12 protein-coding genes are annotated in these 21,474 nt (G+C 35.4%); 9 read left to right on the top strand and 3 right to left on the bottom strand.

Annotated elements, in window-relative coordinates; genetic code table 11:
• Positions 1-253 precede the first annotated feature (253 nt).
• Entirely contained in the window at positions 254-3,721 is a 3,468-nt protein-coding gene (locus KMW28_RS13700; protein ID WP_169666232.1) for a hypothetical protein, read from the bottom strand.
• A 627-nt stretch (positions 3,722-4,348) separates the two neighbouring features.
• On the opposite strand from KMW28_RS13700, the gene KMW28_RS13695 reads away from it, so the two are divergent.
• The 8 genes from KMW28_RS13695 to KMW28_RS13660 all read left to right on the top strand — a co-directional run bounded on the left by KMW28_RS13695 (position 4,349) and on the right by KMW28_RS13660 (position 17,012).
• Positions 4,349-5,161, top strand: coding sequence for a polysaccharide biosynthesis/export family protein (locus KMW28_RS13695; RefSeq protein ID WP_169666230.1), 813 nt, complete (start codon positions 4,349-4,351; stop codon positions 5,159-5,161).
• Positions 5,162-7,543, top strand: coding sequence for a polysaccharide biosynthesis tyrosine autokinase (locus KMW28_RS13690; protein WP_169666228.1), 2,382 nt, complete (start codon positions 5,162-5,164; stop codon positions 7,541-7,543).
• A gap of 114 nt (positions 7,544-7,657) precedes the next feature.
• Complete coding sequence (locus tag KMW28_RS13685) at positions 7,658-8,380, top strand: hypothetical protein (RefSeq protein WP_169666226.1); 723 nt, start codon at positions 7,658-7,660, stop codon at positions 8,378-8,380.
• Between the two features lie 437 nt (positions 8,381-8,817).
• Positions 8,818-9,243, top strand: coding sequence for an IS200/IS605 family transposase (gene tnpA / locus KMW28_RS13680; RefSeq protein ID WP_169666224.1), 426 nt, complete (start codon positions 8,818-8,820; stop codon positions 9,241-9,243).
• A 2,046-nt stretch (positions 9,244-11,289) separates the two neighbouring features.
• Positions 11,290-12,015, top strand: a complete 726-nt coding sequence (locus KMW28_RS13675; protein WP_169666222.1) for a hypothetical protein — start codon at positions 11,290-11,292, stop codon at positions 12,013-12,015.
• Between the two features lie 285 nt (positions 12,016-12,300).
• Entirely contained in the window at positions 12,301-13,428 is a 1,128-nt protein-coding gene (gene hemW / locus KMW28_RS13670; protein WP_169666220.1) for a radical SAM family heme chaperone HemW, read from the top strand.
• Between the two features lie 239 nt (positions 13,429-13,667).
• Entirely contained in the window at positions 13,668-16,169 is a 2,502-nt protein-coding gene (locus KMW28_RS13665; RefSeq protein ID WP_169666218.1) for a TonB-dependent receptor family protein, read from the top strand.
• Positions 16,170-16,355: 186 nt separating this feature from the next.
• Complete coding sequence (locus KMW28_RS13660; protein WP_066205890.1) at positions 16,356-17,012, top strand: transcriptional regulator; 657 nt, start codon at positions 16,356-16,358, stop codon at positions 17,010-17,012.
• Between the two features lie 66 nt (positions 17,013-17,078).
• Here KMW28_RS13660 and groL read toward each other — a convergent pair whose 3' ends face one another.
• Entirely contained in the window at positions 17,079-18,716 is a 1,638-nt protein-coding gene (groL, locus tag KMW28_RS13655) for a chaperonin GroEL (RefSeq protein WP_066205893.1), read from the bottom strand.
• 91 nt (positions 18,717-18,807) lie between these two features.
• On the bottom strand, positions 18,808-19,086 hold the full coding sequence (locus KMW28_RS13650; protein WP_066205895.1) for a co-chaperone GroES: 279 nt from the start codon (positions 19,084-19,086) through the stop codon (positions 18,808-18,810).
• 650 nt (positions 19,087-19,736) lie between these two features.
• Between KMW28_RS13650 and KMW28_RS13645 the strand changes: the two genes are divergently transcribed.
• Positions 19,737-21,470, top strand: coding sequence for a SulP family inorganic anion transporter (locus tag KMW28_RS13645; RefSeq protein ID WP_169666216.1), 1,734 nt, complete (start codon positions 19,737-19,739; stop codon positions 21,468-21,470).
• Positions 21,471-21,474 lie beyond the last annotated feature (4 nt).

The following is a 21,474-nucleotide window of genomic DNA, read 5'->3' as shown; positions in this document are numbered from 1 at the left end:
CCGTCAGTTTAAATGTGCTGCATTTTTTATTCATATAATCACAGTTTAGAAATTTTTATTCCGTTTATTCCTCCATAACGAGGTGGTGGAACCCCTCGTGACGATGTAAGGTAGATTAACCGAGGTCGGGAGACCTCTAAAGTTTGTGGGTCCGAGTGCCGCTTCGCTTAACACTCGAACCAGTGTATCGGAAGCCCCGGAATTCTCTTATGGATAAAACAAGTAAATCAATTTTGTTTTATCGTCACGTTTATTAAAACAACGCCGTCAAATTCACAGTACCAATATGGTTCACATTGGTATTTTCCGATTTTCTCCCATCATATTGCACTCTTAATTGAAGCCCATCAAAAAGGGTTTGTGTCCAAGCAACATTCCAACGGAAGTTGGTGCCTGTGGAGAGTGCGTTGAGCATTTCGTAGGCGATGGCGGTATTGGTATCTCCTTGGTATTCTTGGATAATGGTGGAAGCTTTGGTAGTAATGGTGAATAAGTTGGCTTTGCTCCATTTAGTTTCTAATGAGACCTCATGGAAATTGCCGTTTTCTTGGTTGTTTTCTGATTGAGTGAATAGTTCTCCTAATTTTTGGGTGTAGGTGTAGCTCGTGGAGAAACGGGTGAAAATGTTGGGTTGGTAGGAGAGGGAGGGGGTGATGCCTTGTTCCAATATGGTGTAGTTTCTATCGTCTAAATATTCGGAGCCGGAAAGGATGTTGCGTTGAGTGACTTCGGTTTTGAGTGTGAATTTTCTGCCTAAGTTTAATCTGCCGGATACAGAATAGCGATTGTCTGATCTGTTTTCTCTGCCTTGGGTGAGGAGTTGTTGGTTTTCTAAAAGTATAATTCTAAAGTCAGCACCATAAATGGGGTTGGAGCGATTGAAGAAAAGAGTGTTTCTGAGGGCGTATTTGTAAGCTAATAAGTCATCTTCTGAGGTGGAAGATAAAATAGGGAGATATCTACCTTGAATGTCTTCTGAAGTGGACTTTTTATCTATTAAAAATGAGGAGGTGTTGGAGAATCTAGAAATGAAATGGGGTAATCCACTTCTTTTTTTCCATTGCCTAGGAGCATTAAGATTGGCTCTTACATTAATGCTTGATCGGAAAGCAGGGATGTATTCGTTGGTGGGAGTATAGAAACGTGCATACTGTCGTTCGTCTGGGTTTTGTGCTAGGAAAAACTCGTTGAGGTCTTTGATACCATCTCCATTTAAATCTCTCCAGGTATGTGTGCCTCGACCATCAGCAACTCTTACATAGACAAATTCTCTTTGTAGTTCTCGACTACTTGAGATGGTATAAGTTCCACTAATTTTACCCACTCCTTTACCTAAAATCAGGTTGCCATTGATCCTTCCTTGTAAACTTTCTTCGTTTTGTGGGGTGGTGCCGAGGTAATCCGTCCATTTTCTATAGATGATATTGGTGTTGATTCCTCCCTTTTTACCTTTTTTTCCAATAGTGAGTTGATACGTATCCATTTTTGTACGAGGCATCAATTGACCATTGATAGGGGTTTGATCTTCTCTATAACTATAATCCAATTGATAATTCCATTGCAAACTATCTCCTTTCTTTAAGTAGGCTTTGTGCTCTGTGAAATTCATCCAAGAATTGGTGATAGAGTCCGTTTCTGTAAGCGTAGTTTGTTGTTGGTCGACGTGATAAATATAGCCAGGAATAATTTCATTAAACTTATAAAATGTTTCTGCTCTCAGTCTTTGCCATTGAGAGTGTTCTTTTGAGGCCAATAAATCTGCATTCATTATAAAGGCATTTACATTGAGGTGCCAATTACGTATGTGATATTTAATATCAGTTTGATGTTGCTGTCCTTGAATGCTTTGTTCTTTATCTCGAATAGCGATTTGATAGGCAAAACTTTTACCAGTGGTGTCTTCAAAAGCTATTTGAGATTGGATAAACTTTTCTTCTGTTTGAGGGAGGCTGTCATAAGGTAAGGTCCAATTACGATCAAATTCAATATTTCTAAATCGATCGATAGGAAGGAAATCTTCATTGATATACATCAACTCAGTATCAAATAGTAACTTCCAATCGCTGTTTATGGGACGATCTTTAGAGGTAAACTTCAAAGACAATGCATGTCCTTGATTGTTCTCATTATTGATATCTGAAAATAAGTTTTGGTCTTGATTAGAAAAGGCACCTTCCAATCGAATACTCTCGTGTTGATTGAATTTATAGGTGCCGTGAGCCGAGATCATCTGTTTTTGATTAGGCGCTTGAAGTTGTCGTACAGGTAAATAATCTCCTTGTGATTGTCCATTGATCGGAGATACCCATTCGTATACTCTACCAAAAGGAGTAATCTCCTTTAATACATAATCACCTCTTTGGTTTCCTACCTGACTAAAACCTGCACTATAAAGAGGAGAATCATTGGATCCCGCTCTTTTTAAGCATTGAGCAGGAATGCCATTATCAGTTAAGGTGTCAATTATAGTGTATAATACTCGGTTCTCATCAAAATTAGCTACAGAGTCGATAGCAGGAGCATAGGCATATTGTAAACTATCGCCAATAGATGCCAAAACCATTTTGTCCACATCAGATAAACTATAAAACAAACTAGAGTTTCGATCGTCTTTTTCTTGATATACCTGAAATCCCGCTTCCCATTTCTTAGTCGAAAATTGTTGACTTGCCTCCACAATCGTACGACTATAATATTGTACCGCGTATTCATAATCAATACGAATACGAGTATATTGAGTAATCAGAATTTTTTCATTAAATGTCACTTCAGCCAAATTGTAATCGATGACATAATCGGCATCAAAACCTCTTTCTAGTAACACTCCATCAATATAGACCTTTTCAGACCCGGCAATCACCACAATATTGGATTCATTATTCGGTCCTGTCAAACGATAAGGACCAAGCACCCCATCAATAGGTGTGATATTCGCTGAATAAAATTGTCCCTTTGCAATTGAAACTCCACCAGTAGTCAATGATTTTACCCTACTACTGTCATTCCCCACCATCACTCTTGCTTGAGCCCCCTGAGCATTTTTATTGTATTTTAAAAAAGTACTCTCACGATTTCGCATCACAATATCTCCAGCAGTAAGCACCGCATTTTTATGAGCAATTTCAATCAATACTCTATCAAAATCCTGAATCTGTTGTGTATTTCCTTCAGGTTGAAAAGGAACATCTTGATCTGTTAGCGTTGCAGTCAATCGTACATCCTCCGTAATATTTCCCTGCAATTGAAGATTCATAGCCGAGTTTACAAACACATCCTGACTATTCCCCATAGATAGCCCTCGAGTCAAAGAACCCGTCTTTTCAATATTAGGAGCATAAAACAATTCTTTCTTTTTCTGTTTCTCCTCCACCTCAATCACAAAACTCTCATTACGCTGCTCAAAACCATACCCACCCGCACGATAAATTTCTTGAGATCGCCTCTGAGTAATTTGCTCATCTTCCAACTCAATACAACGATAACGAATATGAATAATCTCGTCCCCAGTAACAGTATCTCCTCGAACATCCAAAAAGAAAAAACTACCATGACTTAACCCTACTTCATACTCCTGCCCACTCAGTATCTCAATACTGCTAGGTACAATCACCTCATTTCCTACTTTTTGTCCATACACCGCCACCCACTTTTCCTTCTGTAAAAGCGTCTGAGCATTGCCAACGAAAGTGATGAAACAAAAAAAGAGGAATAGGAGTCTCAAAAAATGATTGGTGTGTGATGAATACTGTATATAATATAAAGGTAGGAAAAACTAAGGAACTGTAGAACTAAGCAACTAAGAAACTAAGGAACGAAGGAGTGGTCTAAGTCTAGTCTCAAGAACTTTTATGGAAAAGATATCAGAAACATCATATCCCTCATCTTACTCAGATGTACTATACAACTCCGTCTCCAACGAGGTGGCCTTGGCCCCTCGGTACACGAGCCGAGTACACAGACCGAGTACACAGACCAGTTACGTATACAAGTACACGTACTGGGTGTATATACCTATACTCATCATATGATTACGTATACTAATAGCCCTCAGGCTAATAGTCCGTAGCAACGAGGCAGCCTTGGCCCCTCGGTACACGAGCCGGGTACACAGATCGGGTACTCGGACCGGTTACACATACAGGATACACATAAAGGTTACACATACTGTATACACGATTGCCCTCAAAAATCCCCGCCTCAATCTTTGTAATTACAAAAAAAAACACCTTAATTTGCCCAATGTGCTGATGCATTTCTAGATTATCTTGATCGACTAAACTTAAAAACAAAGTAATCTTCATATTATCAGCAATTTGAGAGAATAATCATTCAATAACTATTTTTTAAATTGAAATACTCTAAATTATTATACATACTTTTTTTTACCTATCTATTTAGCAGCTGTGTTTCCAACAAGAAGCTAACTTACCTAAAACATGAAGGGGAGTTGAAAGAAGAAGTAACCTACGATTCAGTATATAGAAGTACTAAAGCTGTTCCTTTAGCTTTGAATACCCTAAGACCTTTTGATCAGATTTTAGTGGAGGTAAAAACAGTGACTCCACCCGAGTATAATCCATTTGCTTATGTTGAAAGTATTGGAGGGAACAATGTAGCCAATATTCAAAATCCTGAACAAGGAAGTTTGTTAGGATACAACATTGATGAAGATGGAAATGTTGATCTACCTTTGATTGGTAGAGTGAAATTAGGAGGGTTGACCTATTCTCAAGCAGAAGAGAAATTAAGGTCAATTCTAAAAGATATGATGGACCAACCTGCTGTGAGAGTGAAATTATTGAACTTTCGTTTTACTGTGATGGGAGAGGTGGAGCGTCCTGGAATATATGGTACATTCTCAAGAGAAATGTCAGTATTAGAAGGTTTAGCCAAAGCTGGCGGAGCTAAAGAATTTGGAGATAGAGCAAAAATAAAGTTATTGAGGAAAAATGGGGCGTATGTTGAAACCGTTTATTTGAATCTAAATTCTGAGGAGTTTATTCATAGTCCTTATTATTATCTTCAACAAGAAGATGTTTTAGTAGTCTTGCCTTTAAAACGTAGACCTACCTTGGAATATGTACAAAGAAATGTATCTATTATTGCTTCTATAACGGCAGCTGTTGTTTCAATTGTGACATTAATTACTGTAAATCGCTAAATGGAAAATCAAATTCAACAAAACCAACAGCAGTTTCAGCAAGACCCTGAAGATAAAGCAATCAAAGACTTTAAAAAATGGTTTTATCTCTGTTTAGAGAATTGGAAGTGGATTGTATTATCTATTGTTTTGGGATTAGGGATTTCAATCGCGGTGAGTTTATATCAAACCAACCGTTGGGAAATTTCTGCAGAATTAGTGAAAAAGTCTACTGAAGGTAAAGGTGGTGCTTCTGCTGATTTTATGTCGATGTTACCAATTGATGCAATGGGTGCTGAGTACAGTAAAATCAACTTAGAATACGAAAAACGCTATTTTACTTCTAGAGAAGTGCTAATGGAGTTAGTAGAGTGCATGGATTTGAATATTCATTATTATGATAAAAAGTGGATAAAATCTGTTGAGTTGTATAAACACCGTCCTTACACACTATTATACGACAAAGAAAAATCTACATGGGGACCTTTTAGTGGAACTTTAGAGGTGAAAGAAATTAATCAAAATCAATATCAATTATTGGCCTCTGAAGATACAATAGAACATTACTTCTTAGATAAAACGTTTACTTTTGGAATAGTAGCTAATGTAAACGGTTTTCAATTTGAGATAAAAAAAGAAGATATACCGTCTACCTTTTTTACATCTCCCTACTTACAATTGAATTCTATTCTAGGAGAAGCCAAAAGTATACGACGCCGTTTAAAGTTTGGTATTTTAGGGGAAAAAAATACGGATCTTCCATTAATACAAATGAAAATAGAAGGAAGTATTCCAAATAAAGAAGTGGATGTTCTTTCTAAATTAGTTGAAACAATTAAAAATAAAGATATTTTAGATAAAAACTTTGCGACCAAACAATCTGCACAGTTTATTCAAGATCAGTTGCGAATTATTTCCGATTCGATGCAATTGATTGCTTCTGAGGTATATAAATTAAAAACTTCTAATACTGAATTATCAGGTGGTGCTGAATTGGTTTTTGAAAAAATCTATAAATTAGATGAGAAGCGTAACGAGCTAGAATTAAGTATTCGTTATTGTGATTATCTTTTACAGGAAATGAAAGGAGATCAAATGGATGAAGAAGTCTTAATGCCAGAAGCTTATGGGATTTCTGGATCTCAATTGACAGAGATGTTAAGTAAATATTCTGAGTTGAAATTGGAAGATGCCTTATCTAATCAACGTCTCAAAAAATCTATTTTATATCAAGAGGAGGCGGTAGAACGTCAAAAAGCTTTAGGTTCCTTGCAACAAAAAATTGCTGAAGCGGTAGTAAGTACTAAGAAAGCATTAAAAATACAGTTGGATGAATTAAATAAAGAACTGAAAAAATCCATTCGTTCAACCAATACATTATTATCAGAAGAGAAAACGCTTTCGGATTACCAGCGATTGTTCGAAACACATGAGCAATTGTATAAATTATTATTGGAAAAACAAGCAGAATACAATATTAGAGCTGCAAGTACGATTTCAGATTATACAATGATGTCAGTTCCTGAACCTTCAGAAATACCAATATTCCCAAAAAGGAAATTGAATGTGTTGATTGGTTTTATATTAGGATTATCTCTCCCAATAGGAATAATGTATGTGATGGTACTTTTTGATACAAAAGTAAGGGAAGAACAAGATATTAATGATATTGTTGATCAACCTTTCTTAGGTAATATTGCAACGTTAGAAAACCCGAATGAGTTAATGAATCCTTTAACTCGTTCTGTTGCTGCAGAGAGTTACAGAAATAAAAGAACCAATTTGCAATTTTTAATCGGCGAAAAAGAAAAGTTTTCTATTGTATTTACGTCCTCTATATCAGGAGAAGGTAAGTCTGTAACTTCCGCGAACATGGCACAATTTTATACAGTTCTTGATAAAAAAGTGTTGTTAGTAGGAGCCGATTTAAGGAAGCCAGTGTTGGATAATTTCTATCCTCATTTGAATAAGAATTTAGGAATGTCAAACTATTTAAGTTCTGGTAATGATATCAAAGAATATATCCAAAAAACGGATAATGAATTTTTAGATGTTCTTTTATCAGGTACTATTCCACCAAACCCGACTGAATTATTGCAAGGAAAAAAGATGAAGGAATTGTTTGATGAATTGCAAACATTGTACGATATCATCATTTATGACTCTGCACCAATTGGTATAGTGTCAGATTCTAGAAACTTAATGCGTTATGCTGATTTAGTCTGTTTTGCAGTTCGTCAGGGGTATACACCTAAAGCTCAATTAGAGAAAACTATTTTACCTGTCACCCAAATGCAAGATGTAAAATTGGCATTGTTTATGACGGATGTAAAGATGCATAAGAAGGGTGGCTATCAATACTCCTATTATGGAAAAGATTATATTTCTTACCTAGAAAAGTAGTCTGATTTAATGATTTTTTATTATTTTTTTTTAATTTTAGGAATAATTTCAAACAACGCCGATTTTAATTAACTACATGTAAAATAGGGTGTTGCTTAAACAATAAATGCGGTCATGAAAAAAATACTTTTATTATTACCAATACTGTTTTGTTTTCAAACAATCTTTGCTCAAAGTCATAGGACGCTAAACTTAATCGAAAAAACTAATTATACGTTATTTGGAGGTAGTATAGGTGGGGCATATTATTCTGGTACATATGCCAATCAAAGTTTTAATCATTTAGATTTTGGTAGTATTAAACCAAACTTCAATTTATTTATTCAGCATAAGTTTGCTAGAAAATGGCATGTGAAATTTCAAGCTGGGTATATTAACATTGGTTCAAATGATAATTATGAATCTCGTTCCTCAAATGGAGAATCAAATCCAAATTATAATCAAAAAGCCTTCAATACTCATATTATGGAAGTACTACCATTGTTTATTTTAGATTTAGGTGTAGATAGAAAATCAAAATCAAGAGGAACTTATAAAGGCAGGAAAGCAAATCATTGGAACTGGTATTTACAAGCTGGTATTGGTACTTTTGTGGCTGATGTTAATAATAATTTAGGAGGATGGTCTGGAGTAAAACCAGGAGGTCTATTAGCAGGAGGTTTAGGTGTTAGATATGCTTTAAAAGAAAAGTTAGTATTCAATTTAGATGCATTATTAAGGGTGCCATCAACTAAACACTTGGATGGAGCACCTCAACAAGCATTACCTGCAGATCTGTACGGTACTCTTAATTTTGGTGTAGCTTATAGATTACCTGGTAGAAGATTCTTGCGATAGGAACTTAGTTTTATAAAGATATTGAAGCCCTTGCAGAGATGTGAGGGTTTTTTTTGTTTGATAGTTTGTGTATTTGATCTGTGTATTCTGTCTGCGTATCCGGTTCGTGTACCGAGGGGCCAAGGCCACCTCGTTGAAGACGTAGTAGCTAATTAGTTTTTCCATATTAGATATATTACTGTTTTATGATTGTTTTTTGGTCTCCCCTTTTTGGCTTTTATGGCAATAGTGACAAAAATCATGTTTCTGTCATCTTGAGTAGGGGTAGTAGACTACTCGGTCTCCAACGATGGTGGCCTTGGCCCCTCGTTTACGGACTGGGTGGACAACGTATTGGGTGCTTAGGTGTGTTTAGAGTATCATGACTTTACATATGGTCTTTTTAAGAAAAATTTATAAATTTACTCTACATATTTTTTAACGATTCATTGCTAACTATGACTAGATCAAAAGCAGAACTTTGGGTTCATATGGTTTGGAATACCAAGAACTTCGAGGTACATTTCACTCAGGTGATGTGGAAAGACTATCTCAACGATTTATTTTTTTCGATTTCAGAACAATATGCTATAGACCTTCATCAGGTCAATGGGTATAATAATCATGTTCATGCACTTATTCGATTGAGAACTGGTCAAAATGTGGAGGATATTGCTAGAGTATTGAAATCAATATCATGTAGTAGAATAAAATCAGATCTAAAAATACGTAAGTTTTCATGGCAGGAGGGGTATTATGTTTGTAGTGTGAGTCCTGATAGGGTGGTAAATGTGAGGGGGTATATTCAGAGGCAGTGGGTGAAGCATGAGAGGGTGGTGAAGTATAAGGAGGAGGTGCTAGTGATTTTTGGTGAGCATTTATAGCTTGTGTACGTAGTCCGCAGATATAGTTCGTGTGCTCTGTCTGTATATCTAGTCTGAGTATCCGGTCTGCATATCCAGTCCGTGTACTCTGTCTGTATATCTAGTCTGAGTATCCGGTCTGCATATCCAGTCCATGTACTCTGTCTGTATATCAGTCTGTGTACCCTGTCTGCGTATGCGGTCCGTGGTCGAGGGGCCAAGGCCACCTCGTTGAAGACGGAGTAGCTAATTAGTCTATTAATATTAGATATATTGTTGATTTACGGTAGTTTTTTGGTCACCCTTCTGAGGCTTTTATGGCAATAGTGACAAAAATCATAATTCTATCATCTTGAGCGGATGAAGTAGACGTCTCGGTCTCCAACGACGGTGGCCTTGGCCCCTCGTTTACGAGCCGGGAGCACAAAGTATTGGGTGTTTGTGTCTTGGTTGTATATTGTCTATGTACTCGGTCTATATATCTAGTCTGTGTATAATACAGTCTGCATATCCATCAGTATGCTTGATATGTATATCTGGTCTGAGTATACGGTCTGCATATCTAGTTCGTGTACTCTGTCTGTATATCAGTCTGTGCACCCTGTATGCGTATCCGGTCCGTTGTCGAGGGGCCAAGGCCACCTCGTTGAAAACGTAGTAGCTAATAGTCTATTAATATTAGATATATTACTGTTTTACGGTATTTTTTTAGTCGCCCCTCTTAGGCTTTTATGGCAATAGTGACAAAAATCATATTTCTATCATCTTGATCGGATGAGGTAGACGTCTCGGTCTCCAACGACGGTGGCCTTGGCCCCTCGTTTACGGACAGGGTGGACAACGTATTGGGTGTTTGTGTATCCGGTTTGTGCATCCTATCCCTCGTTTACGTACCGGGGGTACAACGTAATTGGTGTTTGTAAATTAAATTATTTTGATTTTTTTTTAAAAAAATCGAGGAGTACAATAATTGTACTATTCTAACATTGTAGAGTGCATATGTTTAATTTACACTTATCACAATAAATTGCTATTAAGTAGTTATACGTAACGATTATTTGTATAATCTTTATTTATTGAAATAATCATACCTATTGTATATGATTAATGTGCTTGAAATTTCATTGAGAAAAGCAAGGTTAATTTATTGAAAATAAATAGATAATAATTTGTAAATAAAACTAAACAGGGTTATACTTGCATAGTTATTTCGGTAACAGCGAACTAAAATATATTCTTTAAACAAACTTTTAGAGAATTAATTAATAAAACCAAAAATTAAAATCTATGCTCTACAAAGATTACGACTAATATAAACAAATTTTAAAAATGAAGACTTTAAAACTATTAAGTATTGAAATATAAATTCTAAATACTGTCAACTGTTTGATTCATAAGCTTGGTAATAATGTATTTTTATTGTTGTTTCATACAAATTGTTTGATTGACTAATTACTGTATTGTTATTTGTAATTGTGTTGATATTTAGACACTTATTGTTGTTTTAATATTAATTTCATTTACAAAATCATGATCTATTCCAATTTCATAAAATATTTATTCTAAATACAGATTTGACCGTATAAGGTCAAACACTAATTAGCGATTCTATCGCTTCATTTTGAAGCACAAATTGGTATTGCGGGGGTATTTTATATCCCTGCAAACTTACCAATGATACAATTAGTGAATAAATTATAGAAAGGCGTTACTAAAAGTATGGTATATACTAAGTTAAGGCTATTTGAATGGATAATAAAAACACATTTAATTTACTGGTGTACAAGATTATTAATACAACTGTTTAACGATCAGATTGAGAAATCCATAGCAAGCAATTCTAATATTGCTTGTTGGATTTTCTCATAATAAACGAATGCTAAGCGTTTATATGTAGTTGTTATTTGTATTTAGGTTATATATAATCTATCCTCATCTAATTTGATATTTAATAATGTAATTCGAAAATAATATTAATAATTGTATGCTTTTATAAATATTGCAAAATCCAATGAAAGTTACATTGGTGAATTTTCAAGTAAATTAACTAAAAATTAAATCCCCAAAATGTCACTTAATCAAGATTTGAGAAAGAATATTAATGTAGAGAAATTTACTTCTGTTTTAAAATTCAATATGAAAAATGTTCCTAAGTATTTAAGAAAGGCTGTATACTGGAATATTCAAGAACCTTGGGCTCGAACATTATTTAATAATGGATTCAGGATATCTTTTATAGATGATACATTAAGTGTTTTTAAACCGACTACAACTATAAATTTAGAAAACACAACGATTTGTACTTTCAATTTATACATCAAAAGAGATTTTCATATTTTCTTAGATGAATTTGAGAAAGACATATTCAGAGAATATTCTTTAATGGAGGAAGATATATGGGAGGAAAAGGAAATATTACTTCGGAAAAATAAAACAGGAACAAATTCTAATAATTTAGTTTACTCATTCAAAATACCTATTCAGAGATTAATGGGAAATCCATTCTCTTTTGATATTATAATGAATGAAAGACCGATTTTCTTATTTTTAAAGTTTAAAGAATATCCATGTGTTAACATGACTTATGATTTAGGTAAATGGAGTAAGATTAGACATGACCTTTATAAAAGTACTCGACCAATAATATATAGCGAACACTGGAAATATTTAATGAATGATCAATTCCTCGATGAAAATTCAGGTAAAATGTATCAATACCTTCATTTATTAAAGCATGATGGATTACATGTTTGGAAAAAGCAATTTGGATTAACTTATCCTTTGTCATATTGAGTTAATTATTATTTATGTGTATTACATAAATAATAATTAACTTTTTTTTATTGTTGTTTCGATATTTAATAATTAAAGGCTTTTATAATTTTGATTCTTAATTTTAATAAAATTGTCTCAAAAAAAAGAAACACTTAAAATATTAAGTGTTTCTAAACAACATTATCGTCAAATGAATAGAGTGTATATAAAATTTTTTGTTTCTTTTGCGTGTTTCCGTATTTATGACAATCATAAATTTGGGTTGGACAAAAAAAAGATAGAAAATTTTAAAAATATTTGAGAATGAGTGGAATTTATTTTCATATACCTTTTTGTAAGCAGGCGTGTCATTATTGTGATTTTCACTTCAGTACATCATTAAAGCTTAAAAATGATGTGGTGAAGGGCATGTTGTGGGAGTTGGATAAACAAAAGGAATACATTAATGAAAATATTGAAACTATATATTTCGGTGGAGGAACACCTTCTATTCTATCCATTGATGAATTATCGGTCTTATTAGACAAAGTTCATAATAACTTTAATACGAGTGGGGTGAAGGAAGTGACTCTAGAAGCCAACCCAGATGATATCACCAAAGAGAAGCTAGCATTTTGGAAAAAATTAGGCATTACCAGACTATCCATTGGCTTACAATCTTTTTATGGTCCACATTTAGAGCTCATGAATAGGGCTCATAATGCGGAAGAAAGTCTAAATGCAGTGAAAATGGCGCAAGATGCAGGGTTTAACAATTTGACCATTGACCTTATTTATGGTATCCCATATCAAGACCATTCGGTTTGGTACAAAGATTTGGAAACTGCTTTATCTCTTAATGTACCTCACATTTCTTCTTATTGTCTGACAGTAGAAGAGAAAACGGCCTTGGGGGCTTGGACTAAAAAAGGAAAGTTTAAACCAGCAGAAGATGAGTATGCTGCTGAACAGTTTGAACATTTAGTCAAGACACTTTCTCAAAATGGATACGATCATTATGAGATTTCAAACTTTGCCAAACCAGGTTTTTACAGTCAACATAATAGTGCTTATTGGAAAGGGAAACCTTATTTAGGTATAGGTCCAGGGGCACATTCATTTAATGGAAGTGATTCGAGACAATACAACGTGAGTAATAATGCGAAATATGTAAAGTCTATTGTTCAGCAAAATACCTTGATGTTCGATAAAGAAATGTTGACTAGAGCCGATGGAATAAACGAATATATATTGACCACTTTACGCACTATATGGGGCTGTGATCTTCAATTCTTACTTGATAATTATCAATTTGATTTATTAAAAGAGATGAAGGAAGAAGTGGATCGTTTTTATGCTTCCGATTGGATAAAAGTCAAGAACAATCATTTGATGCTAACCGAAAAAGGAAAGTTGTTTGCCGATAAAATTTCAAGTGAATTATTTGTTTAACTTCTGATAAAATAAATTTCAAGTTAATCCTAGATCAAATTTCACCCTGTTTGGATTCGTTTGTTGAAAAAAATGGGTTGTTTGTTGAAAATACTACTTATTCACATTATTCCTTTTCAAATTTGATGATATCAATAAGAAGCTAGTTGCTCTATTGATAAAACAAAACCATAGAATTCATCAATTAAATAGGGTAATCACTAAAGTGAACCACTAAATCAAACAACTTTACTAAGGCAATGAGATATTTAATCTTCCTAACTTCATTCATACTAATTCAAACTTCAGCTTTTGCACAACGGCCAACCGATGCCGGTAAAAGAGGAGGAGCAAGACCAAAAATTGGGGTGGTCACAGCAAAAGTAACCGATGCTGATTCTAAAGAACCTTTAGAATTTGTCACTGTAGCTTTATTTTCAGCCAAAGACTCTAGTTTTATTACTGGAGGAGCTACAGATCAGCAAGGTAGAGTGAAAATATCTGAAGTTCAGGTAGGTAAAATATTTGCCAAATTAACCTTTATCGGATACGATGAAACCGTTACTTCCTCTTTTATTATCAAGCCAGATGCTCCTGAAAAATTTCTAGGAAATTTAGTCATGACAGCCTCAGCTAAAGCACTGGATGAAGTGACAGTCACTGCAGAGCGTGATATGATGGAATTAGGGATTGACAAAAGAACGTTTAATGTAGCTCAAGATTTAACGACAGTAGGCGGTTCGATGACCGATGCTTTAAATAATATTCCATCGATTGATGTAGATCAGGACGGATCGGTTAGTTTGAGAGGTTCATCAAATGTGACTATTTTTATTGATGGCAAGCCTTCTAATTTAACAAGCGAATCAACGGCTGATATTTTAGATCAGATTCCTGCAAGTTCTATTGAAAGAGTAGAGGTAATTACTAATCCATCCGCCAAATATGACCCTGAGGGGACAAGTGGTATCATCAATATTGTATTGAAGAAAGATAGAAAAGGTGGAGTGAATGGTACAGCTAGTGTTACCGTGGGTAACAATAATAAATACAATGCTAATGTTGGTGTGAACGCTAGAGTTGGGAAACTGAATGTTTTTGGTAATTACTCGGGTAGATACAACGAAAGGTGGCAAGAAAGAACACAAACTCAAAAAAATTACGATAGAGAAACAAATGCCTTTACAGGATCAAATGTTCAAAATACGAAGCGTGATGATGAAAGACTCTCTCACTTATTTAAAACAGGGTTGGATTATGATTTTAATGATTACAACAATGTGTATGTCAACGCCACTTTCAATATGGGTGAAGGCACAAATAATGAGAAGCTTTTGGTGAATTATTATGATCAGAATGATGATGCTTACGATTTATTCTTAAGAGATAATGTATCGACAAGAGAGAATCAGACACAAGAATATAATTTTGGCTGGCATAGAACATTTGTCAATCCCAATCAAGTACTTGATGTATCTGGACAAATCTCTACTTCCAATCGAGTATCCAATGGTAATTTTGATGAATATGGATATGACGGCAACGGCGGTTTAGTATCATCACCATCATTTCAACAACGTAACCGAAATGATGGACCGAGTGAATTGTATATCGCACAAATTGATTATACACATCCGTTAAGTGAAAAATCAACATTAGAAGTTGGAGCTAAATCTACCCTAAGAAGAATTGGAGCAGATTTTACCTCGGAAAGTTTACAAGGAGGAAATTGGGTATCAGACGATTCTCTGAATAACAATTTTAATTATAACGAAGATGTGCATGCCGCTTACGCCATGTTCCGACATGAAGCTGGTAAATTTGGGTATCAATTAGGAGTGAGAGCGGAACAAGCTTACACCACTTCTATATTGGACGAAAATGCATTAACTGATCGTCAGGAAGTACAGAATAATTACTTTGCACTTTATCCAACCGTACATGTGTCATATAAATTTGCTCAACAAAGAGAGGTGTCTTTTGGGTATAGTAGAAGGGTGAATCGACCACGAGGAAGAACTTTAAACCCCTTCCCAGATTATTCCAATCCACAATCTCTTAGAAAAGGTAATCCTTATTTAAAGCCAGAATTCATTGATGCCTTAGAGGTGACTTACCAACACGGTTGGGACGATATTACTTTAACAGGTTCTGTATATTATCGTTATACTCACGATGCCATGCTAAGAGTAACAAGTGCCACTCCAGAAGGGGTGACAATTTTATCTTGGGACAATATGGATAATAAACAAAGTTATGGTTTTGAAGGGATTGCTACCTACAATATGACGAAATGGTGGAAATTCACAGGAAGTACAAATATTTATAACCTTCAAATTAATGGTAATTCTGGTGACTTAGATTTATCCAATCAGGCTTGGACAATGAATGCTAAATTGATGTCCTCGACGAATTTAACCAAGACTACTACCTTACAGTTATCAGGTCGTTTTAGTTCAAGACGTGCGACAGCACAAGGACATATTGATCCAATGGGTGGACTTGATGTTGCCGTATCACAAAGGTTATTCAAAGGAAAAGGTACACTTCAAGCCAGAGTGTCTGATGTATTAAACACTTATCAATTCAATGTACATAGTGAAGGCGTTGGATTTACTTCGGATATGACAGCAGATTGGGAATCGAGAGTAGCTTATCTTACTTTTTCTTATCGATTCGGTCAGATGAACAAAGGAAGTAAAAAGAAACGTAAAAAATCGGATAGCAGTGGAGGAGGAGATGACATGATGGATATGATGTAAAATTAAATGGATAGCCTGGGTAAGCACAAATTGTGACTGTTGAACCCAGGCTATTTCTTTTTTTAGAGCCATAACATCGTGCAAGTTGATTTTTGTAGTAGTTTATTGATAATATTACATCAATGTGTTGATTATGAGCAATTTTTTTTAAATTAAGATACGCTTGAAATACAATACATACAATATATGACTCAAGAACTACTTAACTACTATGATAATTCCCCATTAGGCGTAACTATTTACAAACGATTAGCACCACATAAATTTGAAATATATTATTATAATGAAGCTGGTCGGGAAATGGATGGATTATCAGAGAATGAAACCAAGGGAAAGTTGTTGGAAACTGTTTTCCCTAATTGTGAGGAGATAGGATTATCTCAATTGTTGGAAAAAGTATATCTAGATGGGAAAACTCAGGTGATCCCCTTCATGGGTTTTAAATCAGATAATACGAAAACTATTCATAGAACGAATAGAGTACAGAAATTGGAAGAACCTTACGTTGTAAGTGTTTTCTCCGATGAGTCACAAACGTATTCTTATATACGTCAGATCGAAAAGGATAATAGAAAATTAAATCATGCCTTAGATTACACTTCACATCACTTAAGAGGGAATTTATCAACTTCTTTAGGAATTTTGGAGTTATTTGAAGCTACCGATGTATCTCGTGAAGAAAAACAGTTTTTACTAAATGTAATTAAGAAGAATCTTGAAAACATTGATTCTAAGATGCATCACTTGGTAGATTTACTGTATAAAGAAGTGAAAGAAGATGAGAAAATATTGAAAAAGCATAAGTTTAAAACCTTCCATTTGAAGAACTCAAGAGTATCATAAAACAAAAGGCTGTCTCTAATGAAAGAAACAGCCTTTTGTATATGTTTACTCTACCGATGATTTCGATTACATCATGCCTGGCATACCACCACCCATTGGAGGCATAGCAGGAGCTGCAGCACCAGCTTCTTCTTTCTCGTTAGAAACTACACAGTCTGTAGTTAACAACAATGAAGCTACTGAAGCAGCGTGCTCAAGTGCAAGACGAGTTACTTTAGTTGGGTCGATTACACCAGCCTCAACTAAGTCTTGGTACTCCTCTGTACGCGCATTGAAACCGAAGTTACCTTCACCTTCTAAGATTTTATTTACGATAACTGATGCCTCTAAACCAGCGTTACCCAAGATAGTTCTCAATGGAGCTTGGATAGCAGTTTTTACGATTTGAACACCAATTTCTTCGTCTGGGTGAGCTGTATCAACAGAATCAAGAACAGATGAAGCTCTCAATAGGGCAGTACCTCCACCAACTACGATACCTTCTTCAACCGCTGCTCTTGTTGCTGCTAAAGCATCATCCACACGGTCTTTCTTTTCTTTCATTTCTGTTTCAGTCGCTGCACCGATATAGATAATTGCAACACCGCCAGCCAATTTAGCCAAACGCTCTTGTAATTTTTCTTTATCGTAATCAGAAGTTGTGTTTTCAATTTGAACACGGATCTCAGCAACACGAGCAGCAACAGCGTCAGCATTACCTGCACCGTTAACAACAACAGTGTTGTCTTTGTCGATGATCATTTTCTCCGCAGTACCTAACATATCGATAGTCGCATCTTCTAACTTCATACCTGTTTCGTCAGAGATGACAGTACCACCTGTAAGTACAGCGATGTCTTGTAACATAGCTTTACGACGGTCACCAAAACCAGGAGCTTTAACTGCTGCTACTTTTAATGCACCACGGATTTTGTTTACTACTAATGTAGCCAATGCTTCAGAATCAACATCCTCAGCGATGATTACTAGAGGCTTGCCAGTTTGAGCTACTTGCTCTAATACTGGAAGCAATTCTTTCATTGTAGAAACTTTCTTGTCGTAGATCAAGATGTATGGAGATTCCATATCTGCTTCCATTTTCTCTGTGTTAGTCACAAAGTATGGAGAAAGGTATCCACGGTCGAATTGCATACCTTCAACAGTTTTTACTTCTGTTTCAGTACCTTTTGCTTCTTCAACAGTGATCACACCATCTTTACCTACTTTTTCCATCGCTTCAGCGATCATTTTACCGATCTCAGCGTCGTTGTTCGCAGAAATTGTTGCTACTTGCTCAACTTCTTTGTTTGTTTCAACAGTTTTTGAAGAGTTTTTCAACTCAGCAACGATGGCTTTCACTGCTTTGTCGATACCACGCTTCAAGTCCATTGGGTTAGCACCTGCCACTACGTTTTTGATACCTGTAGTGAAGATGGCTTGAGTAAGAACAGTGGCTGTAGTTGTACCATCACCTGCCTCATCAGCAGTTTTAGAAGCTACTTCTTTTACCAACTGAGCACCCATGTTTTCGATAGGCTCTGCTAATTCGATTTCTTTAGCTACTGATACACCATCTTTAGTAACGTGTGGTGATCCGAATGATTTTTCTAAAATAACGTTACGACCTTTTGGTCCCAAAGTAACTTTCACTGCGTTTGCCAATGCATCAACGCCTTTCTTTAATCCTTCGATTGCTTCTGTATCGAAATGAAGATTTTTTGCCATAATATTTTTAAGATTAAACGCTGATGTTCTCAGCGAAATAATGTTGTGTTAAATGTAATGTTGAAGTTTCCTTCTAAAATTTGAGTATAAATTAAACGATCGCTAAGATGTCCGCCTCACGCATCATCAAATAATCTGTACCGTCTAAGTTTAATTCTGTACCAGAATATTTACCATAAATTACAGTGTCTCCAACTTTAACTGTCAAAGGCTCGTCTTTTGTTCCGTTTCCTACTGCTACAACAGTACCTTTTTGAGGCTTCTCTTTCGCATTGTCAGGAATAAATAGACCTGATGCAGTTTTTGTTTCAGCTGCTGCAGGCTCGATAAGTACTCTGTCCGCTAAAGGTTTAATGTTCACTTGTGACATTGGAATCTATTGTTTTAAAAGTTATTAATCATTCAAAAAATAAAGTCTCCCACATTTTGGGATACTGACACTCGTTTTGCCAAGAGTGTGCCAATAGACTTTTTGATAAAAATTGTCAGTGAAATGTGTCAAAATGACGGGAAATGATTTTTGGAGGTAAGGAGATTGGAGATGATGTTGGGGGTGGGGGTCAAAATGACACGGTTTTTTTAGGTAATAGGTAATAACTAATAACTAATAGGGGTGACGCGGCGATGATTTTAATTTGGAACTAAGGAACTAAGGGGGGAGGGTATTCTATTAGGATAGAGTATCAAAATCCTATGAATTTATTTTTTTAGTTAGGAGTTAGGAGTTGCCAAAACTGGCGCAAATGTTAAGCGCTAGCGACATTTGTGTCTAAAAACGTTAGAGGTCTCCCGACCTCGTATTTTAACTATAGAACTGAGGAGTGAGGATATTCTATGGGGTAAAAGTATCAAAAGCCCAGGAATTTATTCCTGTGGATGTTTTTTTAGGAGTTAAAATCTATCGAATTAATCGGATAAATGGGGTGTAGAAATAATCCCTAACTAATTTCAAATTATGTGATTTATGTTACACAACATTTCAAAATGAAAAGCAATATTGCAGCATAAAGTTACACTCGAATGCAAAAAAGTACCATCATACCTTCTTGGTTGAAGGGATATAAAAAGGAGTTTTTATCTGGCGATTTATCGGCAGGGATCACTGTGGGAATTATGTTGATTCCACAGGGTATGGCTTATGCTAGTTTGGCAGGGCTACCTCCTGTGTATGGCTTATATGCAGCCATGATTCCTCAATTGATCTATGCTTTCTTGGGTACTTCGAGGCAAGTGTCGGTGGGGCCTGTGGCTATTGATTCTATGTTGATTGCCGCAACGGTGGGTTCGATTGCTTCTGTTGGTCCTGATAATTATTTATCGGCTATTTTACTCCTAACATTGATCATTGGGGTGTTTCAAGTGGTTTTTGGTTGGATTGGATTTGGCTTTTTAGTCAATTTTCTAAGCAAACCTGTGATTAGTGGTTTTACATCAGCGGCAGCTTTTGTTATTGGGTTGGATCAGCTTAAAAATATTTTTGGGATTGATATTGAGAGAGGGAAGTCCACTTTTGGTGTGATTAAAGAGATCATTTATCAATTTGATGCATTTAATTATTCAGCTTTGGTTGTTGGTTTAATTGGTATCTTTTTAATTAGGTTGACAAAAAAGTGGAGCAAGAAAATTCCAGGTTCTTTGGTGGCCGTTTTGGCAGGATTAGGAGTGATGTTTTTTATTCCTTTGGATATTCAGGTTTTTGGAGCTATTCCTCAGGGGATGCCTACTTTTCAATGGCCTATATTTGATATTGAATTGATAAAACATCTTTTGCCTTCAGCTTTGGCGATTTCCCTAATTGCTTATATGGAATCGATTTCTGTAAGTAAGGCTTTACAAATGAAGCATAAGGGCGAATATCAGATTGATAATAACAGAGAGTTTATTGCTTTGGGAATGGCAGATATTGTGGGTTCTTTTTTTGGCGCTTTTCACACCACAGGAGGATTTAGTAGGTCAGCGGTGAATGATCAGGCAGGTGCCAATACGAACTTGGCGAATATCATAAGTAGTGGTATTTTATTTATTACTTTATTGTTCCTAACGCCTATTTTCGAATCACTTCCTAAAGCCATCATCGCCTCTATCATTTTAGTGGCAGTATATGGTTTAGTCGATACCAAATATCCAAAATTCTTATGGAAAACGAAGAGAGAAGACTTTTATATGTTGTTGATCACTTTTGTGATTACGTTCTTTCTGGGGATACAAGAGGGGATTTTATTGGGGATGATTTTAAGCTTATTGTTGTTAGTGAAAAGAACAGCAAAACCTCATATTGCTGTTTTGGCTAAATTAAAAGGATCATCAGAATATAGAAATACCAAACGATTTGATGATATCGAAGAGCGAAAAGATATACTGATAATTAGACAAGATGCCCAGCTTTATTTTGCCAATTGCAATTACTTTTGCGACAAGGTAAAATGTGAGGTAGAAAATAAACAAGAAGTAAAGCTTTTAGTATTGCATTTTGGTAGCGTTTCGAACATAGATTCTACTGCTCTAAGTGCATTAGAAGATCTAGTTTATGATCTCAAACAAGAAGGGATTAGAACGTATTTTTCGGATATGATCGGCCCTGTTCGCGACTTTCTCACAAGAGTAGGTTTGATGCATCGTTTGGGAAAAGATCATTTCTTTTTAGACGTACAATCTGCTATAGATTTTTACGATAAAAAGGGGAATCAAATAGAAATAAGACGTAACTTTGAAAGAGCGATTCAGAGTAACGATTTTGAAGAAAGAAAAATTTAAACAC

Origin of the sequence: Flammeovirga yaeyamensis (assembly GCF_018736045.1) — a bacterium.
Lineage (GTDB): Bacteria > Bacteroidota > Bacteroidia > Cytophagales > Flammeovirgaceae > Flammeovirga > Flammeovirga yaeyamensis.
The sequence above is the reverse complement of the archived record's forward strand: the minus strand, read 5'-3'. Positions and strand labels throughout refer to the sequence as shown.